Origin of the sequence: Bifidobacterium asteroides (assembly GCF_009683175.1) — a bacterium.
GTDB lineage: Bacteria > Actinomycetota > Actinomycetes > Actinomycetales > Bifidobacteriaceae > Bombiscardovia > Bombiscardovia asteroides_H.
Genome location: NZ_WKKW01000001.1, coordinates 623328 through 649653, shown reverse-complemented (window position 1 = coordinate 649653; position 26326 = coordinate 623328). Strand labels below are relative to the sequence as shown.

Here is a 26326-nt window from a genome sequence, read left to right as displayed (position 1 = left end):
CGCATGAGGATGCAATGGCGCAACCGGGGCGGTGGCACGAGGCCTTGCCATCACGATACCTACGAAACGCCCGGAATCTTGCGGCAACACGCCGAGAGTGGCTGGCGCCTGACCGACACGTCAGGACGCACATGGGTGCGAAAATGCGCAAAGTGTCCTAGTATGGTCTCTGTTGTCCACTGAAAAGTGGCTGTCGGGTTCGTAGCTCAGCGGATAGAGCGTCTGTCTCCGGAACAGAAGGTCGAGGGTTCGAATCCCTTCGAGCCCACCAAGATGAAATCCCTGCAGCAAGGAAAAGCGCAGGGGTTTTCTTTATACGACTCCCGTCTGTCATCATGCCCGGGATCATGATCATGGCACTTACTGAATGACTGGATGAAGTAATCGCACCCTATGCGTCACCATATGTGTGGTGAATCACTAAGCTTTTGAGGAACATGACCCTTGGCCCGCTTGTGTCTTCGTCCTCAGGTGCCATAGTGAAAGGGTAAGACCGAACGTCGGGGAGGACCGACGCTTCCGCGTTGTGGCGGAGCCTCCTTTCCGCGGCGAAGCAAAGGAGTTCACATGGCCAATCGAATCAATGCAGGGGATGCTGTCCTTCACGTCCTGGAGCAGTGGGGGGTGCCGCGCATCTATGGCCTGCCCGGCGGTTCCTTCGACTCCATGATGAATGCAATCCATAACGAGCGCGAGCGCATCGACTTCATCCAGGTTCGTCATGAGGAGGCCGGAGCCCTGGCTGCCGCCGGCGAGGCCAAGCTGACCGGCCGGATCGGTGTCTGCTTCGGCTCGTCTGGTCCTGGTGCGGTCCACCTGCTCAATGGCCTCTACGATGCCCGTGAGGACGGCGTGCCGGTGCTGGCCCTGGTGGGCGAGGTGCCCCAGGCCTTTATGAACATGGACTTCTTCCAGGCCATGGATGAGGTGCCTATCTTTACCGATGTGGCCGTATTCGCCCGGGCCGCCACCAACGCCCAGGGGCTGCCGGCCCTGGTGGACGAGGCCATCCGCCGCGCCTATGCCAGCCACGGGGTCTCCGTGGTCATCATCCCCAAGGATCTGGCCTGGGCCGAGATCGACGACCGCCCGGTGGCATCGGCGCCCAACTTCCGCAAGCCGGAGCCTCTGAAGCCCGCAGCTGACCAGGTCAGCAAGGCAGTGGAGATTATTCAATCCGCCAAGGCGCCGCTGCTCTACTTCGGCCAGGGCGCTGCCGGGGCCCGCGATGAGCTGGTCGCCATGTCGGAGCGTTTCAAGATGCCCATGGTCTCCACCTTCCCGGCCAAGGGGATTGTGGAGGACACCTATCCTGCCTACCTGCAGTCGGCCGGCCGCGTGGCCACCAAGACCGCCACGGAGGCCATCTACACCTCGGATCTGACGGTTTGGGTGGGTTCGGACAACCCCTTCGGGTCCATGTTCGTCACCCCCAACACCAAGGTCATCCAGATCGACCTGAACCCCGTCAAGCTGGGCAAGCGTTTCCAGGCCAACGTGGTGCTGGCCATCCAGGCCGACGCCCGCGAGGCCCTCAAGGCGATAACCGCCGCCGGCCAGGACCAGGAGGAGTCCGTCTTCTACAGGGCCTGCCTGCGCAGCAAGGAAAACTGGGACCAGTGGCTGGCCTCCTTCAACGAAGACACCCGCACTCCGCTGAGGCCCGAGCCTGTCTTCCACGTCATCGATCAGCAGCTTGAGGACAATGACATTGTCATCCCCGACGTGGGCAATGTGGACATCGACTTCCTGCGTCTGCTGCATCTGAAGCCCACCAACCGCTGGACCGTCTCCGGCAAGCACGCCACCATGGGCTACGCTGTGCCGGCCGCCTTGGCTGCCAAGCTGGAGCATCCGGAATCGACCGTCTACTCCCTGAGTGGCGACGGCGGATTCGCCATGCTCGGCGAGGAGGTGCTGGCCCAGCTCAAGTACCATGCCCCGGTCATCAACGTGGTCTTCTCCAATCAGTCCTTGGGCTACATCGAGGCCGAGCAGCGCGACGACAGCCATCAGCCCCTGAGCGGGGTGGATCTGCCCGATACCGACTGGGCCAAGGTCGGTGAGGGCATGGGCGCCCTGGGCTTCACCGTGCGCACGGTGGCCGATGCCCGCCACGCCTTCTCCGAGGCCCGCAAGGCCGACAGGTCTTCGGTCATCGATGTCAAGCTGACAGGAGCCAGCCCTCTGGATACCCGCTACATGCGGTTCCCGGAGACCTGCTCGGATCCGGACCAGGTCGAGAAATTCGTCAAGACCTACGAGGCCGGCGATCTGCGCTCCCTGGCCTACTGGATGGGTCAGGAGGCTCGCAAGGGCTGAGACTGTTGCCACTTGCGCCGGGCGGGCACTCCTATAGTGGACGGTGTCCGCCCGGGGCTTCGGCTCGGCATGGGTGCGGCGGACCTGAAGGAAGGACGGACTCATGGAAGATGGACCGGAAGAGATCGGCACGCCATATGCGCCCCAGGCCCTGGGAGCCTACAGTCAGGCTGTGAAGGCCGGGGGCTTTGTCTTTGTCTCCGGGCAGTTGGGCATCGACCCGGATACCGGCGAGCTGGTGGAGGGCACTGCGGCTGACCAGGCCACCCAGGCCCTGAAGAACGTCAAGAACATCCTGGATGCAGCCGGCAGTGGCATGGAGAGGGTGGTCAAGGCCACCATCCTTATGCGGCGGGTGGAGGATTTCACCCAGGTGGACCAGGCTTACTCCCAGGTATTCATCGGCTCGGTGCGGCCGGCCCGTGTGGCTTTCGGTGGTGCGGACATCCCCAAGGGGGCCCTGGTCGAGATCGAGGTCGTGGCTCTGGCCTGATGCAGGCCGGCTGCTGGTCCCCGCCGTCGCTAGACTTGAGGGCATGAGTCCTGAAGCACTTGCCCGTATCATCTCTTCGACCGCCACTAAGATGGCCCAGTCAGGCCGCCTGGGAAGCCTGGAGCCAGACATGGTTCCTGACGCCGACCATCTGGCGGTCATGCGCCCCAAGGACCGCTCCCACGGGGACTGGTCCACCAACATCGCCATGCAGCTGGCCAAGAAGGCCGGCATGAGGCCTGCCGAACTGGGGCAGGCCTTGGCCGAGGCCCTGCGGGAGGCCGACGGGATCGCCCAGGTGGACGTTGCAGGCCCCGGCTTCATCAACATAACCCTGGATTCGGCCTCGGCGGCCGCTGTGGTCGATGCGGTCCTGGAGGCGGGATCCGCCTTCGGGAGCAACGATCACCTGAGCGGGCGCACGCTCAATCTGGAATTCGTCTCCGCCAACCCCACGGGTCCCATCCACATCGGCGGCACACGGTGGGCGGCTGTGGGCGACTCCATGGCCCGCGTCCTGGAGGCCAACGGCGCCAAGGTGGTCAGGGAGTATTACTTCAACGACCACGGCACGCAGATCGACCGCTTCTCCCGTTCGCTGGTGGCGGCGGCCCACGGCGAGCCTGTGCCCGCTGACGGCTACAAGGGCTCCTACATCGATGAGATAGCCTCGCGGGTGGTCAAGGAGGCTGCCGACGAAGGGCAGGACATCCTGGCCATGCCCAGGGTGCGCGACGAGGACGGCGCCGAGGGTGACAGCCCCCAGCGCGAGGCCTTCCGTACACGGGCCGTGCCCATGATGTTCGCCGAGATTCAGCAGTCCATGCGTGACTTCCGGGTCGACTTCGATGTCTGGTTCCATGAGAACAGCCTGTATGAGTCCGGCCAGGTGGACCGGGCCATTGACGAGCTGCGGGCCAAGGGCGACATTTTCGAGAAGGACGGGGCTACCTGGTTCCGCTCCACCACCTACGGCGACGACAAGGACCGGGTGATCATCAAGTCCGACGGTAACGCAGCATACGTGGCGGCAGACATCGCCTATTACCTGAACAAGCGGCGCAGGGCCAAGGATCCCTGCGACGAGGCCATTTACATGCTGGGCGCCGACCACCATGGCTACATCGGCAGGATGATGGCCATCTGCGCGGCCTTCGGGGACACCCCAGGCGTGAACATGCAGATTCTGATTGGCCAGATGGTCAACGTCATCAAGGACGGCCAGGCCGTGCGCATGAGCAAGCGGGCAGGCAACGTGGTCACCATCGACGATCTGGTGGATGCCGTGGGGGTGGATGCCGCACGGTATTCCCTGGCCCGCACCGACTACAACCAGAGCGTGGACATCGACCTGGACCTGCTGGCCTCGCACACCAACGACAACCCCGTCTACTACGTGCAGTACGCACACGCCCGCTCTAAAAACGTGGATCGGAACGCAGCCCAGGCGGGCATCGACCGGTCCGGGGCTGACCTGTCCCTGCTGGACACTGCCGCTGACAACGATGTTCTGGGTGTCCTGGCCCTCTATCCGAATGTGGTTCAGACCGCCGGCGACCAGAAGGCCCCCCACCGGGTGGCCCATTACCTGGAGCAGCTGGCTGGGGTCTATCACCGTTGGTACAACCTGGAGCGCGTGGTACCCATGGAGCCTACTGGCCGGGCGGATCTGGACCAGGACGAGGATAGGAATCCACAGCCGGCCCGGGCGGCGGCGCGTCTGCGGCTCAATGATGCCGTGCAGCAGGTCATCGCCAACGGTCTGGGTCTGTTGGGCGTCCAGGCCCCGGACCGTATGTAAACCCTCAAGGTCACCGGGAGGTCGTCGATGGAAACAGGGATGTGCGGGCTGGGGCTCGACGGGTTCTGGCCTGGAGCTCTGCAGCGGGACAGCGAGGGCATGCTGACCATGCACGGGTGCTCTATGGAGGACCTGGCCAAGCGTTACGGCACCCCCATGTATCTGATGGATACCGCGATGATGGCGGAACGGGCCTCGGCCTTCCGTCAGGCGGCCCTGCGGGATCTGGGTGGTGCGACCACCAGGGTCAGCTACGCCGGCAAGGCCTTCCTCAGCAAGGAGACCGTGCGGATCATGCTGCGCCAGGGGCTGGATATCGACACCTGCTCCCTGGGCGAGATGCTGATTGCCCAGGCCGCTGGCGCCCCTGGCCGTCGCCTGGTCCTGCACGGCAACAACAAGTCCGACCAGGAGATCGACCTGGCTGTGAAGGAAGGCTACAGGGCCATCGTCATCGATGCGCCTGACGAGCCTGCCCGAATCGCTGCTGCCGCAAGGGCGCAGGGACGTCGCGCCAAGGTCATGCTCCGGGTGACCGTGGGGGTGCACGCAGGCGGCCACGAGTACATCTCCACTGCCCACGAGGATCAGAAGTTCGGCATTCCCCTGCTGCCCCAGGGCACCGACGTGGGCCTGCTGGACCTTGGGCCTGAGCCTGGTTCCTCCGAACAGACTGGGGCAGCGATTTCGGCGGCCACCAAGAACAACGGTTCCTCGACTCCTGTCGATTCCGTGGTTTCATCCTCCTCTTCGGCCCTGTATTCCGCTGCCAACGGGCCTGCTGAACCGCCTGATCCCGCCCGGATCAAGGCCATGTCCGCCCTGGCTGACGGACCGGCCATCGCCCTGCTCAAGGAGATTCGCTCCCACGAGAAGGAACTGGAGCTGGTGGGCATCCACACCCATATCGGCTCCCAGATCCATGACTCTTCGGCCTTCATTGAGGCCGCCCGACGCATGATGCTGCTGCGACATACCTTCTGGGCCACTGACGGATACCTGATGCCCGAGGTGGATCTGGGTGGCGGCTTCTCCGTGCCCTACACCCCGGATGAGGATCGGATGGATCTGGACCAGACCCTGACCAGCCTGGGGGCTGACATGGTCGCCATCAACCGTCGCTTGGGCATGCCCATGCCGGTCATCGCCTTCGAGCCCGGCCGTTGGATCGTGGCACCCTGTGGCATGAGTCTGTACCGGGTGGGCACCGTCAAGCCCGTCCCCCTGTCTGACGGAAGCGTGCGCACCTACGTTTCGGTTGACGGTGGCATGAGCGACAACATCCGTCCGGCCCTCTACGGCGCCGAATACACTGCCGTTCTGGCCAACCGACCGGGCAGCGCGGATCGGATTCAGGCCCGTGTCGTCGGTAAGCACTGCGAATCGGGGGATATCCTGGTGCAGGATGTGCCCCTGCCTGCCGACATTCGCCGGGGTGATCTGCTCCTGGTGCCGGTGACCGGCGCCTACGGGCGGACCATGGCCAGCAATTACAACCAGGCTCTGATCCCTCCTGTGGTAGGTCTGGACCAGTCCGGTGCCCATCTGATGCTGCGGCGGCAGACCATGGATGACCTGCTGGCCTTGGACCAGGGATGAGTCCCGTTCCGGATGGAAATGGCCGCCGGGGTAGATACGGGTGTCGGATTGGCTTTCTAAGATGGAGCAACACACGGTGACCGGCCCCGTTGGGGCGGATGGAGGATCCATATGCCCACGAATACGCAGCAGCAGGAGGCCGTCAGGCCTATCCGCATAGCACTTCTAGGGGCAGGGACCGTGGGTTCCCAGACCGCTCGCCTCCTGGTGGAGCAGAGCCGGGATCTGGCCAGTCGAGTGGGTCGTCCCCTGCAGCTGGTGGGCATCGCAGTCCTCCACCCTGACAAGGTCAAGGCAGATTGGATTGATCCGTCACTGCTGACCACAGACTCAGCCGGCCTGGTCACCAGGGCGGATATCGTGATCGAGCTGATCGGCGGGATCGAGCCGGCCCGCACCCTGCTGCTCAAGGCCATTGAGTCCGGCGCCAGCGTGGTCACCGCCAACAAGGCCCTGCTGGCCCAGCATGGCCATGAGCTCTACCGGGCTGCTGAAGAGCGTGGAGTTGATATTTACTTCGAGGCGGCCGTGGGCGGGGCCATCCCCATCGTGCGGCCCCTGCGCGAGTCTCTGGTGGGTGATGGCATCACCAGCCTGGTGGGTATCGTCAACGGGACCACCAACTACATTCTGGATGAGATGACCACCAAGGGTCTTCAATTCGACCAGGCCCTGCGCGATGCCCAGGCCAAGGGCTTTGCTGAGGCGGACCCCACTGCTGATGTGGACGGCCTGGATGCAGCCGCCAAGGCCGCCATCATGGCCACGCTGGCCTTCCACACCGATGTGCGCCTGGACGATGTCCCCGTGGAGGGCATCCGCGCCATCACCGCTGACGATATTGCGGCCGCACAGACCGAGCATCGGGTCATCAAGCTTCTGGCCGTGGCCGAACGCGGCGAACAGGGTATCTCCGCCCGGGTCTATCCGGCGCTGATCCCCGACAGTCACCCCCTGGCATCGGTCCATGGCAGCTTCAACGCCGTCTTCATCACCGCAAAGGCCGCCGATGACCTCATGTTCTACGGCCGGGGTGCCGGCGGAGCGCCCACAGCATCAGCCGTTGTGGGGGACGTGGTCACCGAGGCCCGCCACATCGTCCAGCATGGCATGGGACCGGGGATTCCCATGTATGCCAACATCCCCATGGCCCCGCTGGATGCATCCCGGGCCGCCTTTGCCGTCCGTTTCCTGATACATGACAAGCCTGGCGTGCTGGCGGCCATCGCCCAGGTCTTTTCCGAGGCGGGCATCTCCATCAACGGAGTCAACCAGGACATCAAGCCCACACTCCATGACCCGGGCTACAGCGGCGAGATCCAGCAGCTGCGCGTGGTCACCCACCTGTGCGACGAGGTGACTCTGCGGCAGGTGGTCGAGCGGATCTCCACCTTCGACTCGGTCACCGGGCAGGCCTCCATCCTGCGCGTCTTCGATCGGCAGGCCCAATGATGACCCCTGCTGTAGAAGGCCCGTCCACTGTGCGGGTGCGTGTGCCGGCCACCAGCGCCAACCTGGGATCGGGTTTCGATGCGGTCGGTCTGGCACTGGACTACCATGACGAAATCGTCTTCACCCGTTCCGTGGACCCGGGCGATACCACCGCCTATGTCGTGATCAAGGGCGAGGGGGAGCGGACACTGCCCCGAGACGAGACCCATCTGGTCGTCTCCACCTTTAGGCGGGCCTGCCAGGTCTTTGGGCTGCCAAGGTTCGGGTTCATCATGCGCGCGGTCAACCGCATCCCCCAGGCCAGGGGGTTGGGGTCCAGCGCCGAGGCCATCGTGGCCGGGATCGCTGCGGCTGCGGCTTTTGCCCACACCGGCCCCCTGCGCCGTGATGCCGTCTTCGCACTGGCCGCCCAGATCGAGGGGCATCCCGACAATGTGGCGCCTGCCGTCTACGGGGGGCTGACCGTCTCCTATGACCTGGCCACTGATGAAGGGGTGGGTTCCCTGCCCATAGCCGGGGGCGCACCCTTGGAGGGCGGTTACCACACCCTGCGTTACAAGGTGGATCCGGCCATCAAAGCCACGGTCTTCGTCCCTGGCGCTCGCCTGTCCACGCAGAAGGCCCGCCAGGCCCTGCCCAACCGGGTGCCTTACGCGGATGCCGTTCACAACCTGTCAAGGGCGGCCCTGATTCCCGGCGCACTGAACCCCGGGTCACTGGATGATCCGGGGACCGAGGCCGCCGAGCAGGCTGCCAGGGCCAACGCCCTGCTCTTCGTAGCCACCCAGGACCGGCTCCATCAGCCATACCGGGCCGGGCTCATGCCCTCCTCAACCAAGCTCCTGCAACTCCTGCGCCGTCAGGGCTACGCGGCGGCCGTCTCTGGAGCCGGGCCCTGCATTATCGTCCTGCATTATGGGGAAGCTGAAAACGAGCTGCGGACCCTTGCCAAGGACTATCTGGATTCCGGCCGCTGGCGGATTCTGCCCTTGGATGTGGACTGCCAGGGGGTCCAGGTGGAACGGGACCAGGAAGGCAATCGTGGACACTGAAGACAGGCATATCCCTCTTATCCTGGCCTCATCCTCTCCCTCCAGGCGGCGGCTTCTGGTCCAGGCGGGCATCGACCCCATCATCCGACCCTCAAAGGTGGATGAGCCGGCCGTTCTGGAAGAACGGGCCAGCACATTAGGTTGTCGCCTGGAGGACCTGGATGTGCGCGAACGGGTCAGTGTCTTGGCTGAGGCCAAGGCTTCGGCTGTCCAAGCCACCATGGATGCCGTCAAAGATGCCGAAAGGCGCTCCCGGGGCGACCTGGTCACATTTAGGCCTCTGAGCCAGGGTGATCCGGGTGCATCTTCCCGGGATCCCATGAGCCAGGTCATCGGGGCCTGGGGCGGGATGCTCGGTGCCGGGCGCGGGCCCCTCCTGCTGGGGTGCGACTCGTTGTTCTGTATGGACGGCGCCGTCATGGGCAAGCCTCATAAGCCGGAGCGTGCTCTGGAACGGCTGATGGCCATGCGCGGCCGAACCGGCACCCTGGTCACTGGTCATTGTCTGATCGATCTGGCCACCGGTCGCCGGGCCCAAGCGGTCAGCGGCGCTCAGGTGACTTTCGGAGACTACGACCGGGCCGCCATTCAGGCCTATGTGGCCACCGGCGAACCCCTGGAGGTGGCCGGATCCTTCACCTTGGAGGGATTGGGCAGCGCCTTCATCCAGGGCATCCAGGGCGATCCCAGCGGGGTGATGGGATTGAGCATGCCCACCCTGCGCGCCCTGTCTCAGGAGCTGGGCGTTTCCTGGCCTGACCTGTGGGCCGAACGCGTCATGCCCGAGCAGCAACAGACTGCCGGATCGACGCATGGTCCTGAAGGACTGGTCGCCCCCGTGGAGAACATCCATCAGCCTGGCGACGGATGGGTCGACTGTGCCTGCGGTAAGCGGCACTGGGGGCTCAATGGGGCTGCCGGCGTCTTGCTGGCCCGGCGTGATGCCCGTACCGGGTCGCCGGTCAGCGTGCTTCTGCAGCACCGGGCGCGCTGGAGCGCCGAAGGCGGCACCTGGGGTGTGCCGGGCGGCGCCATCTCCGACGGGGAGAACCCCCTGGAGGGCGGCCTGCGCGAAAGCTATGAGGAGGCCAATATCCGCCCGGAGGACATTCAGGTGGTGGGTTCCTACCTGGAGGACCATGGCCCCTGGGGCTACACGACCATCCTGGCCTTCGAGCGTCCCGGCCACCAGGTCGATCCGCGCATGAATGACGATGAGAGCATCGCCCTGGAATGGGTGGATCTGGACAAGGTCGCGGACCTTCCTCTTCTGAAGGCTTTCGGTCAGGACTGGCCGCACTTCCGGCAACGCTTGAAGGCCCTGGCGGCCGAAGGCTGAGCAGGAGGCCTGTCCGGGCTCATCAACTCAGGAGCAGAGCGATCAGGGCGATGACCACAGGCGAGCTGATCGTGCTCAGCAGGATGCCGTCCCTGGCGAAGGTGGTTCCCACCTCGTAGCGGGCTGCGTAGTTGTAGACGTTCTGGCCGGTGGGCAGGGCTGCAAGTACCACGCACCCGTACAGCTCCGCTCCGCTGAAGCCCATCATGAACCGGGCCAGCAGGTAGGCGATTATGGGCATGACCAGATTCTTCAGGATCACCGCGCTTATGGTGGCCCGGCGGTCGGTACCCCGGCCCATGGGCCGCGAACCCCGTAGGGACATGCCGAAGGCCATGAGGATCATGGGCACGGCCGACTGTCCGATCATATCGATGGGCTTGTAGATGAAGTCGGGGATGACGAAATGGCCGATCTGGGCGCTGATGGCCGATATCACTATGCCGCCTATGGAGCCGATGAGGATGGGCTGCTTCAGAGGCTGTTTGAGGATGGTCCTGACCGAGAGCTTGCCGGAGGTGGTCGCGTCCAGAACGGTCAGTCCGATGGGGGTGAACAGGGCCTGTTGCATGACCAGGATGGGTGCCACCAGTGTGGGATTGCCCAGAATATAGGTGGCTACGGGCAGCCCGATGTTGTTGGAGTTCAAATAGAGGGAGTCGAGAGCGCCGATGGTGGCTTCGGCGGCCGGCAGGTGGAAGCTGGCCGCGTTCAGGGCCACGAAGAGCAGACCCACGGCCGCCGCCGACAGGAAGGCCACGATGATGCTGGGGTGGAAGATGACGGACAGCTTCTGCTTGGAGAGGATGGCGAACATCAGGCAGGGCGTTGACACAAAGAAGGAGTATTTGTTGAGCACCAGCTGGGCCGTGGGACCGCCTACATGGAAGCGGGCGGCCACATAGCCCACGGCGATGACCACGCCGATGATGAAGAATCCTTCCATGGCACTGAACAGTCCAGGCACTCCGGCATCCTCCTCGTCTCGCATGGTGGGCGGCGGCCTCCCAGGCAGAGTGCCACCGCTTCCGTCGTCCCCATTGTGCCACCCGGAGCCCATGCTTGCGGCTGCAGGTCCATCCGCGCTCCTTCGGCCCGCTAGCATGGCACTATGGCCAAGAACACACAGACGGATATTGATCTTCTCGCCGGAGTCCGGGGGGCTGAACCTGCCCAGGCCCTGGCAAGGATACTGGAGTCCATGACCGCCATGCCCTCGGTCAGCGGTCAGGAAACCGCCTTGGCCGATGCCGTCCAGAGGGCCCTGTCCTCACGCTCTGACCTCTTGGTCCGTCGGCTGGGCGACACGGTTGTGGCCTCCACCCAGCTGGGTCGTCCCCACCGCATCGTCCTTGCCGGGCATTTGGACACCGTGCCCGTGGATGGGAACCTGCCCCCGCGCTGGCTGGAGCCCGGCGACCCGGCCATTCGTACCGATCTGGCCGCCGCCCACCCTGGATCCCGGGTGCTCTACGGCCGGGGCACAGCCGATATGAAGGCCTCGGATGCCGTCTTCCTTCATCTGGCGCTCACCCTGCAGGAGCCGGTCTATGACCTGACCTTCGTCTTCTACGATCATGAGGAGGTCCAGGCCGACCTGAACGGGCTGGGTCGGGTGGTGGCCGCCCACCCCGACTGGGTGCAGGGGGATTTCGCCATCATCGGCGAGCCCACCGACTGCGCCATCGAGGCCGGCTGTAACGGAACCATGCGATTCGACCTGATCACCCACGGTACGGCGGCCCACTCCGCCCGATCCTGGATGGGCAGCAATGCCATCCACGCGGCCGCGCCCATTCTGGACCGTCTGGAGCAGTACCGTCCGGCTACGGTGAGGGTGGATGGCCTGGACTACCGGGAGGGGCTCAACGCCACCATGATCGAGGGCGGTCTGGGCACCAACGTCATTCCAGACCGCTGCCGGGTGCACGTCAACTACCGGTTCGCCCCCGACAAGAGCCTGGCCCAGGCCAAGGAGCTGATGATGGGTCAGGGGACAGGCGCTGAGCTGGGCAATGGCGAGCATATGGCCTTGGGCGGGGTCTTCCAGGGTTTCTCGGTACGCATGTGCGACGAATCGCCCGCAGCTCGTCCAGGCCTGGATTCGCCTTGGGCACGTTCGCTGGCGGACCTGGTCGCCCGGACCACAGGCCAGCAGCCTCGCGCCAAACTGGGATGGACCGATGTGGCGCGTTTTTCAGCCCTTGGCCTACCAGCCGTCAACCTAGGTGCAGGGAACCCCCTGCTGGCCCACAAGGCCGACGAACAGGTGCCCCTGGATGACCTGGTCCGGCTGGAGGCAATACTGGTCGAGTGGCTCAATGGACCTGAAGGCCGCTGATCTGTGTCATACTAGAGGACGGTGGTTCTGCCTGACCACTTGCAGCGTAGGCGTTGATCCCCCCGGACGGAGACCCAGTGATCCGTGTGGGCGTCGGTGTCCGCCTGCGTCAGGAAGACTTTTTGCCAAGGCGTTTCGATCGGGCGTACGTAGGTGCGCGGTTGCAGTGAGAGTGCAGCGTGAGGACGGATCGGAACCGTGAGAGCGGCGCGAGGCGGCGTGCCGCAAGGAGCATTGTGCCCGAAAAAACGAATACTGAGGATACCCAGGATAATAGGTCCACCATCGGTGATGGGCAGGAGCGACAGGTCGAGGAGACTGCCAGTTCCGGCACCCGTCGTCGTACTGGACGACGTGTGGTCAGGGTGGCCGGCGCCGCCGGTGCCGACGTACCTGTGAAGGTCGAGGCCGAGAAGCGCAAGGCCTCCCGCAAGGCCAAGGAGGAGGACGACGAGTCCAAGTCCTCCGCCACCCGTCGTCGTCGCACCCGCAAACCCAAGGAGGATCAGGCGGCCGATCAGAGCGCCCAGGAGGATGGGAGCGAGTCCAAGCCGGCCAGGGCGACCACTCGTCGTCGCACCCGAACTACTGCCCGTCGACGCACCGAGGAGCATGCCCAGGAGGGCGAACCTGATCAGGACCGCCAGGAACGTGCCCTCGAGGCTGTGGAGGCTCTGACTTCGGGCCGCAGCCAAAGGACAGACCGAAAGGCCGAAAAGCAGGATGAGGGTTCGCGCGCCGCCCGTGCCTCCCGTCCCCGTCCCATGACATCCCTGCTCTTCCAGGAGCCCGTCATACCAGCCTCCCGGCCTGAGCGGGATGAGCGTGAGGACCGGGATGAGGAGGATGAGGATACCGAGCAATCGTCCAAGACCTCCCGCCGGAACAGGTCCAGGAGTACTTCAGAGGGCGGCTCACGCCGTTCCCGAAGGCTCAACGCCGAGGAGCGCAGGGCTGCCGACGAGGTGGAGCGCATCGAGGAGGATCTGGATCACGAGGGCATCACCTTCGTGGTCGACGATGATCAGGAGCAGGACGAGGCCCAGCAGGAGTCCGGCACCCGCACCCGTCGTCGTCGCCGCGCCAAGAGCGAGGATGAGGACTCTGAGAAGCCCGTTTCCACTCGTCGTCGCCGTCGCGGGCAGGAGAAGGACAAGGATGACGAGGATGAGGCCCCGCTGACCCGTCGTCGCCGTCGTCGCAGGGGTTCCAAGTCCGCTGAGGGCGAGTCAGAGGAGTCCGGCACCCGCCGTTCGCGCAAGCAGCAATATATTGACGAGATCACCGACGTGGAGGGCTCCACCCGCCTGGAGGCCAAGAAGCAGCGCCGACGGGACAACCGCCGCGAGCGTTCCCGCCAGTCCCAGCTGGTCGAGCAGGACTTCCTTGCCCGCCGCGAAAACGTCAACCGTCTGATGGTGGTGCGCGAGAAGGAGCACCACACCCAGATCTCGGTCATCGAGGACGACATCCTGGTCGAGCACTACGTCTCCGACATCCAGGAGGTCTCCACTGTCGGCAACATCTACCTGGGCCGGGTCCAGAACGTCCTTCCCAGTATGGAGGCCGCCTTCGTGGACATAGGCCAGGCCCGCAACGGCGTGCTCTACGCCGGCGAGGTCAACTGGGACTCCACCCGTCTGGAGGGCCAGCCTCGCCGGATCGAACTGGCCTTCAAATCCGGCGATCCCGTGCTGGTCCAGGTCACCAAGGATCCCATCGGCCACAAGGGCGCCCGCCTGACCTCGCAGGTCACGCTGGCCGGCCGTTTCCTGGTCCTGGTCCCCTCGGGCGGCATGACGGGTGTCAGCCGCAAGCTGCCCGACCATGAGCGTTCCCGCCTCAAGAGCATCGTCTCCAGGGTGGCCCCCAAGGACATGGGCGTCATCATCCGAACCGCGGCCGAGGGGGCCAGCGAGGAGGCCCTGACCAAGGACCTGGAGAACCTGCAACGTCAGTGGAGCAAGATCGAGGACAAGCGCAAGGAGTTCCTGCACGGCAAGCGCCCCAAGCTTCTGCAGGGCGAGCCGGACGTGGCCATCCGCGTGGTCCGCGACATCTTCAACGACGACTTCGCCAAGCTGGTGGTCCAGGGCGAGGGGGTCTACGAGAGGGTCCGCAACTACTTGGAGACCATGGCACCCGACCTGGAGGAGAAGCTTGAGCACTGGGATCCGGCCGAACACCAGGGCAAGGATGTCTTCGACCGCTGGAGCATCGACAGCCAGCTGCGCAAGGGTATGGAGCGCCAGGTCTACCTGCCCTCCGGTGGCTCCCTGGTCATCGACCGCACCGAGGCCATGACCACCATCGATGTGAACACGGGCCGCTTCATAGGCAAGGGCAAGTCCCTGGAGGAGACGGTGACCCGCTGCAACCTGGAGGCCTCCGAGGAGATCGCCAGGCAGCTGCGTCTGCGCGACATCGGCGGCATGATCATGATCGACTATGTGGATATGGTCATGCCCGCCAACCGCGACCTGGTCCTGCGCCGCTTGGTGGAGTGCCTGGCCCGGGACCGCACCAAGCACCAGGTGGCCGAGGTCACCTCACTGGGCCTGGTGCAGATGACCCGCAAGCGGGTGGGCCAGGGTCTGGTCGAGGCCTTCTCCGAGGAGTGCCCCACCTGCCATGGCCGAGGCTTCATCCTCCACGACAAGCCGACCATCTCCGCCTCCTACGCCGATCCGTACGCGGTCAAGGGCGGCGACCCCTTCGTCAAGACCAACAAGCATGGGCATGGCTCCTCTGCCAAGGAGACCTTGTCCACCGGCTCGACACCTGCAGTCAAGGCCAAGCTGGCCAGGATCGCTGCGGCGGCCCAGGCGGCATCGGACGAGGACGATGCCCAGGCTGAGACGGCGGATGTCGCCAAGGAGTCATAAACTTAATCTCGTTTTGTCGGCGGGGCAGGCACATTTGACGACGCGGTGTGTTTGCTTCTATACTGGTTAGCTGGTGTCTGGACGGGTCCGTCAATCGCATGGCAGGACTCGGATGCCGGGCGCATACAGCTTTGGACAACAGGCAAGGTAGGGCTATGTACGCGATTGTGAAGGCCGGAGGCCATCAGGAGAAGGTCGAGGTCGGTGACCAGATCACGGTCAACCGTCTGGCTGCCAGGAAGGGCGAGTCGGTCGAGTTTCCGGTCGCGCTGGTCGTCGATGGATCCAAGGTGACCATGGCCGCCAAGGATCTGGCCAAGATCTCCGTCAAGGGCGAGGTCGTGGATGACGAGGCCAAGGGCCCCAAGATCAACATCCAGAAGTTCAAGAACAAGACCGGCGTGGCGCGCCGCAAGGGCCACCGCCAGAAGCAGACCGTGGTCAAGATCACGGCCATCGCCTGAGGGCCTAGGTCGAGGTAGGAAAGGAACCAGACATGGCACATAAGAAGGGCGCGTCCAGCTCACGCAACGGGCGCGATTCGAATGCACAGTACCTGGGCGTCAAGAAGTTCGGCGGCGAGGCTGTAGTGGCCGGCAACATCATCGTTCGCCAGCGTGGCACCAAGTTCCATCCCGGCCAGAATGTCGGCCTGGGCAAGGACCACACCCTCTTCGCTCTGACGGACGGCACCGTTCGGTTCGCCAACCGGCGTGACCGCAAGGTCGTTGACGTGCTTACCGCCTGATTGCCCTTTATCGGCATCGGCCAAAGGCCATCCCTGTCATGGGGTGGCCTTTTTGCATATATGTATGAAGATGCCGGGCATTCAGCTCTCAGGGGCCGCATGTCAGGCCGGATTGAGTACCATGGGCCCCTATGAGTGCATTTGTGGATCAGGTCACCGTCCATGTCAAGGGTGGCGACGGCGGCAATGGGGCTTCCTCCATCCGCCGCGAGAAGTACAAGCCCCTGGCCGGGCCCGATGGGGGCGACGGCGGCCAGGGCGGTTCGGTCATTCTTCAGGCCGATGCCAACGCCACCAGTCTGCTGGACTACCGCTTCCTGCCCCACCGCCAGGCCGAATCGGGCACCATGGGTCTGGGCGGCGACAAGGACGGCAGCCGTGGCCAGGATCTGATTCTGCCGGTGCCTGTGGGCACTGTGGTCTTCACCGCCAAGGGAGGCCAAGGCGAGCGCAAGCAGCCGGGCGAGCGTCTGGCCGACCTGGCTCATGTTGGGGACCGGTTCGTGGCGGCCCAGGGTGGCGTGGGCGGCCTGGGCAACCGCTCCCTGGCCACCAAGGCCAGGCGGGCTCCCGGCTTCGCACTGCTTGGGGACCCCGGGCAGGAGCGCGACCTGGTGCTGGAGCTCAAATCCATCGCCGACGTGGCCCTGGTCGGTTTCCCCAGCGCGGGCAAGTCCAGTCTGGTGGCGGCCATGAGCGCGGCGCGTCCCAAGATCGCCGACTACCCATTCACTACCCTGGTACCCAACCTGGGCGTGGTCCAGGCAGGGGAGAGCCGTTTCACCATGGCCGATGTGCCAGGGCTGATTCCGGGGGCCTCCCAGGGCAAAGGCCTTGGGCTGGAGTTTCTGAGGCACATCGAGCGCACCGAGATCATCGCCCATGTCATCGATTGCGCCACCTTGGAGCCTGACCGGGACCCCATGAGCGACTATCGGGCCCTGGAGGAGGAGCTTTCCCGCTATGCCGACCGCCTGGAACTTCCGCTGGGGGTCATCCCCATGGCCGAGCGGCCCAGGGTGATCATCCTCAACAAGGCCGACCTGCCGGAGGCCCGTGAACTGGCCGAATTCGTCCGTCCCGACTTTGAGGCCCTGGGCCTCAAAGTCTTCATAGTCTCCACGGCCTCGCATCAGGGGCTCAAGGAGCTGGGCTACTACCTGGCCGATCTGGTGGACCGCCTGCGCAGGCAGCTGCAGGAGCAGCAGGAGGCCAGGCAGGAGGAGCGTGTGGTCATCCGCCCCCTGGAGCGTCGGCGCAGGAATGCCGACCAGTCCGGGGACTTCACCCTTGAGCGGCATCAGACCCGGTCCGGACAGACCTGGTTCAGGGTCCGCGGAGCCAAGCCCGAGCGCTGGGTTCGCCAGACCAACTTCGACAACGAGGAGGCCGTGGGCTATCTGGCCGACTGCCTGGCTCGGATGGGCGTGGAGGATGCCTTGCGCAAGGCCGGCGCCAGACCTGGTGACGAGGTCCGCATCGGTCCTGGCGACGATGCTGTGGCCTTCGACTGGGATCCAAGCGTGGCGGCCGGCGCTGAAATGCTGGACGGCACCCCCCAGGTAGCCCGGGGCCGTGACCTGCGTCTGGAGGAGAGCCAGGGGCTCAACCGCCGCCGCACCAACAGTGAACGCCGCCGCCAGTACCACCAGATGATGGACGCCCGGCAGGCGGTTCGTCAGGTCATGGAGCAGGAGCGGCGCCAGGGGCACTGGGCCGACCCCTCCGTGGACGACGATCCCCACGACAGGCAGGGTCTGCTGGGGCGCGGGGATACGGATGCTGCCAGTTCGGAGGAGGCTGGGCAATGACCGGAGGGGAGGGATCCGACGAGGCCGCGGTCCGTTCCCGGGTGGCCCAGGCCCGCACCATGGTGGTCAAGGTAGGTTCCAGCTCCCTGACTGATTCTCACGGGCACTTGGACCTTGGCCGCCTGCGTTCGCTGGTGGGCGCCCTGGCCTCTGCGGCCGTCAATGGTGCTCGCCTGGTCCTGGTCACCTCCGGAGCCATTGCTGCAGGTTTCGGCACCCTGGGGTTTGACCAACGACCTGATGACGTGGCCACCCAGCAGGCTACGGCCTCGGTGGGCCAGGGTCTGCTCATGGCCCAGTACGAGACCGCCTTCGCGCGCTATGGTCTGCGGGTGGGCCAGATTCTGATCACCGCCCGTGACACCACCCATGCCGTCCAGTACCGCAACGCCCGGCGCACCCTCTGCCGTCTGCTGGATCTGGGGGTCATCCCCATCCTCAACGAGAACGATGCCCTGGCCAGCAACGAGATCCGCTTCGGCGACAACGACCACCTTTCGGCCCTGATCGCCAACATCGTCAGCGCCGATGCCCTGGTCCTGCTGACTGATGTGGACGCCCTCTACACCGAGCCCCCATCCAGGCCAGGGGCGCGCAAGATCGGCTTCGTGCCCGATGTAGCGGCCATCATGGACCAGGTGGATGCCCAGGGGTCCGTCTCCGGGCTGGGGACCGGGGGCATGTCCACCAAGCTGGAGGCGGCTCGGATTGCCGCGGCCTCCGGCATGCCCGTGGTTCTGACCCGCGCCGACCTTGCAGGCCCTGCCCTGGCCGGCGACAGGGTGGGCACCCTCTTCGCCCCCATCCGTCCGCGGGGCTCCTCGCATCGGCTCTGGATCAAGTTCGCCTCCCGTCCCCGGGGTGGCTATCTGGTGGATCAGGGGGCTGTCAAAGCCCTGCGCGGCGGCCGAGCCAGCCTGCTGGCAGCTGGCGCCAGATCGGTCCAGGGTGAGTTTTCGGCCGGCGATCCTGTCTGGATCCACGATGAGTCTGGCCACCAGGTGGCCAAGGGCCTGTCCGGCTACGACTCCGAGGAGGCCCAGGACATGCTGGGCCTAAACACCAAGGAGCTCCGCAGCCGACTGGGCGCCCACTATGCCCACCCGCTGGTGCATCGGGACTCTCTGGTCCTGGTCTGAGCACAGCCCTGGGGGTGCTGGGCGGTAGCATGACAGTATGACTATGGCGCAATGGCAGACCCTGAGCAGACGCATAGATGCGGTGGCCCCCAGTGCCACTCTGGCCGTGGATTCAAAAGCCAAGGCCATGAAGGCCCAAGGCATGAATGTGATCAGCTTCGGTGCCGGCGAACCCAACTTCCCCACTCCTGACCACATCGTTCAGGCTGCGGCCCGCGCCTGTCTGGATCCGCGCAACCACCGCTATACGCCTACGGCGGGTCTGCCCCAGCTGAAGCAGGCCATCGCCGACAAGACCCTGCGTGACTCGGGCTACCGGATCGATCCGGATCAGGTGGTGGTCACCAACGGCGGCAAGCAGGCCGTCTACGAAACCTTCCAGATTCTTTTGAATCCCGGCGATGAGGTCATCATTCCAGCACCATACTGGACCAGCTATCCCCAGATGGTTCTGCTGGCTGGCGGTCGGCCGGTCCCGGTGCTCAGCGGAGCCGATCAGGGCTATATCCCCAGGCTGGAGCAACTGGAGGCGGCCCGAACCGAGCGCACCCGTGCCATTGTTCTCAACGTGCCTGCCAACCCAACCGGGACGGTCTGGGACGACGACCTGGTGGCAGCCGTGGGCCGCTGGGCTGTGGAGCACCAGATCTGGGTGATCAGCGACGAGATCTATGAACACCTGACCTACCAGGGGGCGCACACCCCCTATCCGGGCGCTCTGGTACCCCAGGTGCGCGATCAGCTGATTGTGGTCAACGGTGTGGCCAAGACCTATGCCATGACCGGCTGGCGGGTGGGCTGGCTGGTCGCACCGCTGCCGGTGGCCCAGGCGGCCGCCAAGCTTCAGGGGCATATGACCTCCAACGTGGCTAACGTCTCCCAGCAGGCGGCTCTGGCTGCCCTGACCGGCGGTCTGGAGGACGTTGAGGCCATGCGGTCGGCCTTCGCACTGCGTCGACGGGCCATCGTGGATGCCCTGAATGCCATGGAGGGGGTGACCTGCCCTGAACCCCTGGGCGCTTTCTACGCCTTTGCCGACGTGACCGGTCTGTTGAATCGGCCAGTGGGTCCGCAGGGCACGGTCTGCGCCACCTCGGGCGAGCTGGCCGAGGTCATCCTGGAGCAGATCCAGGTGGCGGCCGTGCCTGGTGAGGCCTTTGGCGCGCCCGGCTGCCTGCGCTTCTCCTACGCGCTGGCCGACGACGACCTGGCCGAGGGCATGCGGCGACTTGGGGAATGGGTCAGCGTCTGATCCGGCTCCCGGGCAAAATGCTATCGGGGCAACACGGTTGGACTCAATCCACCCTTTAGGCTAAACTAGCGATTTGGCGGTTTTTCCTCCCTGCCGAGTAGGCTGGTGGGAAGTTCCGATAGGGAAGTGGCGCAATTGGTAGCGCAACGGTCTCCAAAACCGTAGGTTGTGGGTTCGAGTCCCGCCTTCCCTGCCAAGGCTTGCAGCAGATGATGCAGAACAAACGAAGGACGGATGACCATGGCACAGAAGGATGGGGCTGAGGAAGCCAAGCCGAACTTCTTCATGCGTATCGGGCTCTTCATCAAGCAGGTCATCGATGAGATCCGCAAGGTCGTGACCCCCACGGGCAAGGAACTGGTGGGCTGGTCCGTGGCCGTCTTCATCTTTGTGCTGCTGCTGATGGTCTTCGTGACCGTGATGGACTTCGGGCTGGGCAAACTGGCCTTCCTGATATTTGGCTGAGCCGTGACAAGGTAGAAGGTGGAGTGATCCATGAGTGATGATCTGACCAGAGAGGGATTGGACCCCGATCAGGCCGCCGAGTCGGTCCCGTCGGCGTCCGATGATGCCCCCACACAGGAGGATGCCCAGGTCCAGGATCAGTCTCTCGGATCCCCTTCTGAGCAGGCTGGGCAGGACGGCACACCCGCCGAATCCGCCCAGGCCGAGGACACCCAGGTCGAATCTTCCGATTCTGACGATGATCAGACCGACCAGGAGGATCCCGGTCAGCGTGCCGTGGACGAGTTCTCCAAGAAGCTGCGCACCCTTGAGGGCAAGTGGTACGTTCTGCACACCTATTCCGGCTACGAGAAGCGCGTCAAGGCCAATGTGGAGTCCCGCGTGGCCTCCTTCGGCCTGGAGGACAAGGTCTTCCAGGTGGAGATTCCCATGGAGGAGGTCGAGAAGCACACCGACAAGGGCAAGAAGGTCGTCACCCGCGTGCGCGTGCCCGGCTATGTGCTGATTCGCATGTGGCCCGACGAGAACGCCCGCCGCATCATCCGCGACACCGAGGGCGTCACCGGATTTGTCGGCCCCAGCAAGGAGCCGGCTCCGCTGACCCGCAAGGAGGTTGTCCAGATGATGGCCCCCATGATTGCCTCCGAGGCGCTGAAGGCCGCTGGGGACAAGCCCGAGGCTGCCAAGAAGCGCACAGTGGAGGTCTCCTACGCCGTCGGCGACCAGGTCACCGTCACCGAGGGGCCCTTCGCCACCATGGCCGCCGTGGTCTCCGACGTGGAGCCCACCACGCAGAAGCTGACCGTTCTGGTCTCCATCTTCGGCAGGGACACTCCTGTGGAGCTGGGATTCGACCAGGTCGAGAAGATCGTCTGAGCGCCGTCGGCCGGTCCCCGGTCGATGCGATAATCGTCAAGCTTGTGCTCCCCTGTGGAGCGCATTTGGAAAGAACAGGTTGCGGGAGGGGACCCATGGTCTCCGACATCACCGCTTCGTAGAAAGAAGAACCAGCATATGGCTGCAAAGAAGAAAGTCACCGCGCTGATCAAGGTGCAGATAGAGGCCGGCAAGGCCAACCCCGCGCCCCCGCTGGGCCCGGCACTGGGTTCCCACGGCGTGAACATCATGGACTTCTGCAAGCAGTACAACGATGCCACCAAGGACAAGATGGGCCAGGTCATCCCCTGCATCATCACCGTCTACGAGGATCGTTCCTTCACCTTCGTCACCAAGACCCCGCCGGCAGCCGACCTGCTGCGCAAGGCGGCCGGTGTCTCCAAGGGTGCCGGCAACCCGCTGACCACCAAGGTGGGATCCGTCACCAAGGCCCAGGTCCGCGAGATCGCCCAGACCAAGATGGAGGATCTGTCGGCCCGTGACGTCGAGGCCGGAATGAAGATCATCGAAGGCACTGCCCGTTCCATGGGCATCACCGTCACCGACTGAAATTTTCGTTGTGAGCGGTAGGGCATACGCTTGCCCGCACCGCGACTGCTGATAGGAGAAGCAGATGACCAAGCGTTCCAAGAAGTACCGTGAGGCGGCCGAGAAGGTCGATCGCACCAACCTGTACACCCCTGAGGAGGGCATCGCCCTGCTCAAGAGCATGCCCAAGCGCGGGTTTGACGAGACCGTGGAGGCCGTCTACCGCCTGAACGTGGACCCCCGTAAGGCCGATCAGCTGGTCCGCGGCACCGTCAGTCTGCCCAACGGCACCGGCAAGACCGTGCGTGTCCTGGTCTTCGCCCGTGGTCCCCAGGCGACTGCAGCCGCCGAGGCCGGAGCCGACGAGGTGGGCGACGACGAGCTGGTGACCAGGGTCGCCGGCGGCTACCTGGACTTCGATGCCGTGGTGGCCACCCCAGACATGATGGGCAAGGTCGGTCGTCTGGGCCGCGTGCTTGGCCCCCGTGGCCTCATGCCCAACCCCAAGACCGGCACCGTGACCATGGATGTGGCCAAGGCGGTCACCGAGATCAAGGCCGGACGTATCGAGTTCCGTGTGGACAAGAACGGCAACCTGAGCTTCCCCGTGGGTAAGGTCTCCTTCGAGCAGCAGGCTCTGGAGGAGAACTTCCACGCGGTCGACGAGGAGATCAAGCGCCTGAAGCCGGCCACGGTCAAGGGCCGCTACATCACCAAGGCCACCGTCACCACCACCATGGGTCCGGGCGTCCCCCTGGACATCGCGGTGCTCTGAGCCGGTTCGGCTGTATACTTCCAGGGCGGGAGACCTTCGGTCCCCGCCCTTTTCATATCTTGGCCAGGCAGCAGTTGGACAGGCCTCAGTCAGTCGGCACCCGGATGCGACCTTCGGATTCTGCCGATGATCAGGGCTGCCTGAAGGACGAAGGATTCTCGCGGGTCCATGGCATCCCAGCCGGTTACCTCCACACAGCGCCTGAGCCGGTAGCGCACGGTGTTGGGATGGATTCCAAGCTTCTTGGCGGTGACCTCCAGCGAGTTGCCCGAGCGCAGGAAGGTGAGCAGGGTGGTTGGCAGGGGCCCGTCCGGATCCTGGCCGGCCAGGCTCAGATAGACCTCCTGGTCGAGCTGATCGGCAGCGTCCCTGTCCCCGTTGAGGGCTCGTTCGGGCAGCAGGTCATCGGCGTGCAGTGGCCTGGGCAGGGCTGCGGTGATGGGGTCGGCAACTGCCGGGGCCGCCGCGTGTGTGCTCAGGGCGGCTCGAATGGAGGCTCCCGCACCGGGAATTCCGTGGTTCAGCGGCCCCAGGCAGACAGCTGACTCGTCGGCGAAGAAGCGCAGGATGGACGCGCAGAAGTCGGTCGGACTGCCCGACCGGTTGGGGTCGATCAGGACCACCATCAGTCCCTCGCTCTCGCCTACCAATGCCCTGCCACCTTGACGGGCCATCGTAGTGTGGATGGGCTGGCGGGCGTTCTCCATGCCCTGTCCGTCATCGTTGCCCCGGGCTTCACCAACGACGGCGAAGCAGTCGAATTCGGTCGGCCATCCCAGCCGTGCCAGATCGTCTACGGTCCGTGTATCCGCCGTTTGTTCAATCAAATGCCGGATGATTCTGGACTCCGTTGCGGCCTTGCGTCCGTTTCTTGCCTCGGCCAGGTCGGCATAGAGAGCGGCTGCTGCGGTTGCGGCATGACGGGTGTAGACCAGCGTGGACCGTTCCCCCTCGGCACCCATGGTCCGGCCAGCATCCTCAAGCATGTCCAGAATGACCTGGGTCAGCTCCATGGCCCGGTGCGGGCCCAGGCTCCGGGAGAGCTCGGCTGGTACGGGGGAGGGGACTTCGCTGTCTTCCGTGCCTTGGGCGTCAAGTCGGGAGAGCAGGTCGTCCAGAGCGGTTCGAATGGCCCCCTCCAAGGTTCTGCGCCCATCGGCTGGTAGGGACCTGGTCCAGGGCAGTGCCTCCTCCAGATGATCCAGTGTCTTCAGGAGAATCTGCTCAATGGCGGCATCGGAGGCGACAGGTGTCCGGTGAGTTTGCTGCGCTTCGACAGGGTCGTGGTCCTTCGGTCTGGGCCGCTTCGGCTTGCCGATCATGTCGGCCGATCCATCAGGTTTTCGGCAAGGGAGTGGCGGCTCTGCCGGACCATGTCCAGGATCAGGAAGGGCACCACCATGTCCACCGGAAGCATGTGCCGTTCGAAGTTGTTGGCTGGTGCGGTGATCATGACCCCCATGATCAGCAGGAGGGGAAACCAGCAGAGGGCACCGCGCCAGTGACCGGCTGCCAGGCGTGCGACTATCAGCAGCAGGGCGGCCACCACCCAGAAGTTGGCCCGTGCCGCAAGGCCCAGCAGGGGGGTGTCGGCCCAGGTTCTGACGAATCCGGTCACCCCGTTGCGCCAGTCGTGGCACCAGGCCGCCAGCCAGGAGCCCGAGTTCTGCACGTAGCCGTTGTTCAGGTAGTAGGACATGGCCACGTAGGCAGAGTCGCCGGGGTCAAAGTAGCCGTAGGACTCGGCCATGAATGCATCCAGGTAGATCACCGGGTTGCGCAGTCCCACCTGGAGCCAGGCACGATTCAGCCGGGACAGCTGCTCGGGTGTGACGGTCCTCCAGCGGTAGACGATCAGTTTGGGCTGGTTGCCCGAGGATTTGACCCGGTCAGCCTCCCAGGGAGTGTATTGGATGGCGGCATTGTCCAGGTCCATGATGGGCTCAAGGTCTGCTCTTGCCTGGGCCGGAATCCCCTGGGGGTTGCGCTGGGCCACCCGGGCGATCTGCTGCAATTGGATGCTGCGGCTCTCCACGGGGTCGCCCTTGATGACTGTCCCCGTCGCTGTCAGGGCCCCTGTCACCCCCGTGAACAGGAGCAGGGGCAGTAGGAGTCCTATCAGGATGGTGGCCCACTGACGACGATGGATGAACAGGGCCAGGATCAGCTGGGCCAGGACGATGTAGAGGGCGTACTTGGCGCTGATCAGCATGATCAGGGTGCTCAAGGCGAGGCCGGGGCGCAACCGGGCCGCTTGGCTGGCGTAGAGCGGCGAGTTCTTGTCCCCCGACTCCAGCTGGTGCCAGATGCCGAACCACCAGATGAAGGCGAAGGCGAAGAGGGGGGACTTGGTCAGGCTGAAGGTGCTGAAGACCACGAAGGGGGAGAAGAGGAAGAAGAGCACGACCAGGGTACGGGCCAGGGCACCGACCTGTGCGGTTCCGCTGCCGCGCAGGAAGCGATCGACGGTGACGGCGCAGCAGAAAGCGGCGAAGAGCACCTGCAGCCCTGCCAGGAGCACGATGCCCGCATCATAGGATCCGGTCAGATGGTTGGAGGCCATAATGGTCATCCCATAGATCAGGGTCAGCACTATGTTGTGCTGGTCGGTCAGGAATGCAGGGTGCTCCGGCCACAGGTAATGACCGATGGGGTAGACGTCCATCTGGGTGAAGGCATTGCCGCCGTACAGGGGCTGATCGCCCTGCAGCTGGGCCAGGAAGTTGGCGCATTCCTGGGCCTGCGCGTACAGGTCGGCCCCGTAGGCGGCCAGCAGGGTAAGAAAGGCCCAGGCCCAGCCCAGCAGGAGCAGGCGCATGATGGGTCGCCAGCCGCTGGTCTGCTGGGTGATGAATGCCGCGTAGGCGCGCATCCGTGGACGTTGCGCCAGGGCGGTCAAGCGCTGTGGCATCCGAAGGGGCTCGCAACCCAGCAGAATCCGGCGGCAGACCAGCACTACAGCCAGACAGAGGGCCAGGGTGCCTAGCATGATCAGCACCTGAGGCAGGCCCACCTGTGTCAGCGAACCCTGCTGACGGTAGATGGGGCCCAGTCCAGTGCAGAAAGCAATCCAGAGGCAGGCCAGCAAGGCCAGGGCCAGGCCGACGGTCCGGGAAGCACGGGAACCAGGCCTCCTGGTCTGCAAGGCCGATGTTTGCACAGGTTGTTCGCCCGCCTCTCTCGCTTGCGCCCTTCCGCTGTCTGCGCTCAAAAGAACCCCTTTCGCGGGTCATGCCTGGTGTACGGCTTCCCCATTTTATCCAGTGCCCATCCGAGGATGCGCTCAGAGCTGTCCAGGGGTTCCCTGTGAAAAGATACAAAAACCGGCCTTCGCTTTTGTGGGTGGTTCGCTACCGGGGCTGACCCCTTGTGCCGTATAGTGGAACGCGTGCCTCATCAGAATATCAAGTGGCAGCCATCGGCATCG

21 protein-coding genes and 2 tRNA genes are annotated in these 26326 nt (G+C 64.7%); 20 read left to right on the top strand and 3 right to left on the bottom strand.

The genetic code is table 11. The features are described from left to right. Positions 1 to 195: 195 nt before the first annotated feature. The 8 genes from GKC41_RS02860 to GKC41_RS02825 all read left to right on the top strand — a co-directional run bounded on the left by GKC41_RS02860 (position 196) and on the right by GKC41_RS02825 (position 10058). A tRNA-Arg gene (locus tag GKC41_RS02860) sits at positions 196 to 271 on the top strand. Between the two features lie 296 nt (positions 272 to 567). Further along, on the top strand, positions 568 to 2322 hold the full coding sequence (gene spxB, locus GKC41_RS02855; RefSeq protein WP_154312846.1) for a pyruvate oxidase: 1755 nt from the start codon (positions 568 to 570) through the stop codon (positions 2320 to 2322). 103 nt (positions 2323 to 2425) lie between these two features. Continuing rightward, positions 2426 to 2815, top strand: a complete 390-nt coding sequence (locus GKC41_RS02850) for a Rid family detoxifying hydrolase (RefSeq protein ID WP_045935786.1) — start codon at positions 2426 to 2428, stop codon at positions 2813 to 2815. Between the two features lie 43 nt (positions 2816 to 2858). Next, a complete protein-coding gene (argS, locus tag GKC41_RS02845) occupies positions 2859 to 4616 on the top strand; it encodes an arginine--tRNA ligase (RefSeq protein ID WP_154312845.1) in 1758 nt (585 codons plus the stop codon). Between the two features lie 27 nt (positions 4617 to 4643). Beyond that, complete coding sequence (locus GKC41_RS02840; RefSeq protein WP_154312844.1) at positions 4644 to 6215, top strand: diaminopimelate decarboxylase family protein; 1572 nt, start codon at positions 4644 to 4646, stop codon at positions 6213 to 6215. Positions 6216 to 6326: 111 nt separating this feature from the next. After that, positions 6327 to 7667 carry a homoserine dehydrogenase gene (locus tag GKC41_RS02835; protein WP_154312843.1) on the top strand — a complete coding sequence of 447 codons (1341 nt, stop codon included), beginning with the start codon at positions 6327 to 6329 and terminating at the stop codon, positions 7665 to 7667. Further along, a complete protein-coding gene (gene thrB, locus GKC41_RS02830; RefSeq protein WP_154313075.1) occupies positions 7667 to 8719 on the top strand; it encodes a homoserine kinase in 1053 nt (350 codons plus the stop codon). Before GKC41_RS02835 ends, thrB begins: the two co-directional genes overlap by 1 nt. Then, positions 8709 to 10058, top strand: a complete 1350-nt coding sequence (locus GKC41_RS02825) for a Maf family nucleotide pyrophosphatase (RefSeq protein WP_324612013.1) — start codon at positions 8709 to 8711, stop codon at positions 10056 to 10058. The genes thrB and GKC41_RS02825 overlap by 11 nt, the downstream gene beginning before the upstream one ends. Positions 10059 to 10080: 22 nt before the next feature. On the opposite strand, the gene GKC41_RS02820 is transcribed toward GKC41_RS02825, so the two are convergent. Further along, entirely contained in the window at positions 10081 to 11025 is a 945-nt protein-coding gene (locus GKC41_RS02820; protein ID WP_324612028.1) for an AEC family transporter, read from the bottom strand. A gap of 144 nt (positions 11026 to 11169) precedes the next feature. On the opposite strand from GKC41_RS02820, the gene dapE reads away from it, so the two are divergent. The 12 genes from dapE (at position 11170) to rplA (ending at position 22899) form a co-directional block, all read left to right on the top strand. Beyond that, positions 11170 to 12399: a succinyl-diaminopimelate desuccinylase gene (gene dapE, locus GKC41_RS02815; RefSeq protein WP_154312840.1), complete on the top strand. Its 1230-nt coding sequence runs from the start codon at positions 11170 to 11172 to the stop codon at positions 12397 to 12399. A 236-nt stretch (positions 12400 to 12635) separates the two neighbouring features. After that, positions 12636 to 15284, top strand: a complete 2649-nt coding sequence (locus GKC41_RS02810) for an Rne/Rng family ribonuclease (RefSeq protein WP_324612012.1) — start codon at positions 12636 to 12638, stop codon at positions 15282 to 15284. A 155-nt stretch (positions 15285 to 15439) separates the two neighbouring features. Beyond that, positions 15440 to 15748 carry a 50S ribosomal protein L21 gene (gene rplU / locus GKC41_RS02805; RefSeq protein ID WP_024626855.1) on the top strand — a complete coding sequence of 103 codons (309 nt, stop codon included), beginning with the start codon at positions 15440 to 15442 and terminating at the stop codon, positions 15746 to 15748. 32 nt (positions 15749 to 15780) lie between these two features. Then, on the top strand, positions 15781 to 16032 hold the full coding sequence (gene rpmA / locus GKC41_RS02800; RefSeq protein ID WP_015022457.1) for a 50S ribosomal protein L27: 252 nt from the start codon (positions 15781 to 15783) through the stop codon (positions 16030 to 16032). A gap of 131 nt (positions 16033 to 16163) precedes the next feature. Further along, positions 16164 to 17843, top strand: a complete 1680-nt coding sequence (obgE, locus tag GKC41_RS02795; RefSeq protein WP_154312839.1) for a GTPase ObgE — start codon at positions 16164 to 16166, stop codon at positions 17841 to 17843. Further along, positions 17840 to 18982: a glutamate 5-kinase gene (proB, locus tag GKC41_RS02790; protein ID WP_154312838.1), complete on the top strand. Its 1143-nt coding sequence runs from the start codon at positions 17840 to 17842 to the stop codon at positions 18980 to 18982. Before obgE ends, proB begins: the two co-directional genes overlap by 4 nt. Before the next feature lie 43 nt (positions 18983 to 19025). Next, positions 19026 to 20234 (top strand): pyridoxal phosphate-dependent aminotransferase, encoded by a 1209-nt coding sequence (locus GKC41_RS02785; protein WP_195760148.1) that lies wholly within the window; start codon positions 19026 to 19028, stop codon positions 20232 to 20234. Between the two features lie 120 nt (positions 20235 to 20354). Further along, positions 20355 to 20430: transfer RNA gene (locus GKC41_RS02780), tRNA-Trp, on the top strand. 44 nt (positions 20431 to 20474) lie between these two features. After that, positions 20475 to 20699 (top strand): preprotein translocase subunit SecE, encoded by a 225-nt coding sequence (secE, locus tag GKC41_RS02775; protein WP_029678149.1) that lies wholly within the window; start codon positions 20475 to 20477, stop codon positions 20697 to 20699. Positions 20700 to 20729: 30 nt separating this feature from the next. Then, positions 20730 to 21575 carry a transcription termination/antitermination protein NusG gene (nusG, locus tag GKC41_RS02770; protein ID WP_154312836.1) on the top strand — a complete coding sequence of 282 codons (846 nt, stop codon included), beginning with the start codon at positions 20730 to 20732 and terminating at the stop codon, positions 21573 to 21575. A gap of 138 nt (positions 21576 to 21713) precedes the next feature. Further along, positions 21714 to 22145 (top strand): 50S ribosomal protein L11, encoded by a 432-nt coding sequence (gene rplK / locus GKC41_RS02765; protein ID WP_045935776.1) that lies wholly within the window; start codon positions 21714 to 21716, stop codon positions 22143 to 22145. 64 nt (positions 22146 to 22209) lie between these two features. Next, positions 22210 to 22899 (top strand): 50S ribosomal protein L1, encoded by a 690-nt coding sequence (gene rplA / locus GKC41_RS02760; protein ID WP_029678147.1) that lies wholly within the window; start codon positions 22210 to 22212, stop codon positions 22897 to 22899. A gap of 89 nt (positions 22900 to 22988) precedes the next feature. Here rplA and GKC41_RS02755 read toward each other — a convergent pair whose 3' ends face one another. Further along, the gene (locus tag GKC41_RS02755; protein WP_154312835.1) at positions 22989 to 24221 is read right to left on the bottom strand and encodes a PucR family transcriptional regulator; all 1233 of its coding nucleotides are present in this window, start codon (positions 24219 to 24221) and stop codon (positions 22989 to 22991) included. Beyond that, positions 24218 to 26110 carry a DUF6020 family protein gene (locus GKC41_RS02750; protein WP_195760126.1) on the bottom strand — a complete coding sequence of 631 codons (1893 nt, stop codon included), beginning with the start codon at positions 26108 to 26110 and terminating at the stop codon, positions 24218 to 24220. Before GKC41_RS02750 ends, GKC41_RS02755 begins: the two co-directional genes overlap by 4 nt. Between the last annotated feature and the right edge of the window lie 216 nt (positions 26111 to 26326).

Coding starts and splice junctions, on each gene's coding strand:
- nusG (WP_154312836.1), top strand. CDS start 20,730: ATGAGTGATGATCTGACCAGAGAGGGATTGGACCCCGATCAGGCCGCC.
- GKC41_RS02850 (WP_045935786.1), top strand. CDS start 2,426: ATGGAAGATGGACCGGAAGAGATCGGCACGCCATATGCGCCCCAGGCC.
- rplK (WP_045935776.1), top strand. CDS start 21,714: ATGGCTGCAAAGAAGAAAGTCACCGCGCTGATCAAGGTGCAGATAGAG.
- GKC41_RS02840 (WP_154312844.1), top strand. CDS start 4,644: ATGGAAACAGGGATGTGCGGGCTGGGGCTCGACGGGTTCTGGCCTGGA.
- rplU (WP_024626855.1), top strand. CDS start 15,440: ATGTACGCGATTGTGAAGGCCGGAGGCCATCAGGAGAAGGTCGAGGTC.
- GKC41_RS02835 (WP_154312843.1), top strand. CDS start 6,327: ATGCCCACGAATACGCAGCAGCAGGAGGCCGTCAGGCCTATCCGCATA.
- GKC41_RS02785 (WP_195760148.1), top strand. CDS start 19,026: ATGGCGCAATGGCAGACCCTGAGCAGACGCATAGATGCGGTGGCCCCC.
- rpmA (WP_015022457.1), top strand. CDS start 15,781: ATGGCACATAAGAAGGGCGCGTCCAGCTCACGCAACGGGCGCGATTCG.
- obgE (WP_154312839.1), top strand. CDS start 16,164: ATGAGTGCATTTGTGGATCAGGTCACCGTCCATGTCAAGGGTGGCGAC.
- dapE (WP_154312840.1), top strand. CDS start 11,170: ATGGCCAAGAACACACAGACGGATATTGATCTTCTCGCCGGAGTCCGG.
- spxB (WP_154312846.1), top strand. CDS start 568: ATGGCCAATCGAATCAATGCAGGGGATGCTGTCCTTCACGTCCTGGAG.
- GKC41_RS02755 (WP_154312835.1), bottom strand. CDS start 24,221: ATGATCGGCAAGCCGAAGCGGCCCAGACCGAAGGACCACGACCCTGTC.
- argS (WP_154312845.1), top strand. CDS start 2,859: ATGAGTCCTGAAGCACTTGCCCGTATCATCTCTTCGACCGCCACTAAG.
- thrB (WP_154313075.1), top strand. CDS start 7,667: ATGACCCCTGCTGTAGAAGGCCCGTCCACTGTGCGGGTGCGTGTGCCG.
- rplA (WP_029678147.1), top strand. CDS start 22,210: ATGACCAAGCGTTCCAAGAAGTACCGTGAGGCGGCCGAGAAGGTCGAT.
- secE (WP_029678149.1), top strand. CDS start 20,475: ATGGCACAGAAGGATGGGGCTGAGGAAGCCAAGCCGAACTTCTTCATG.
- proB (WP_154312838.1), top strand. CDS start 17,840: ATGACCGGAGGGGAGGGATCCGACGAGGCCGCGGTCCGTTCCCGGGTG.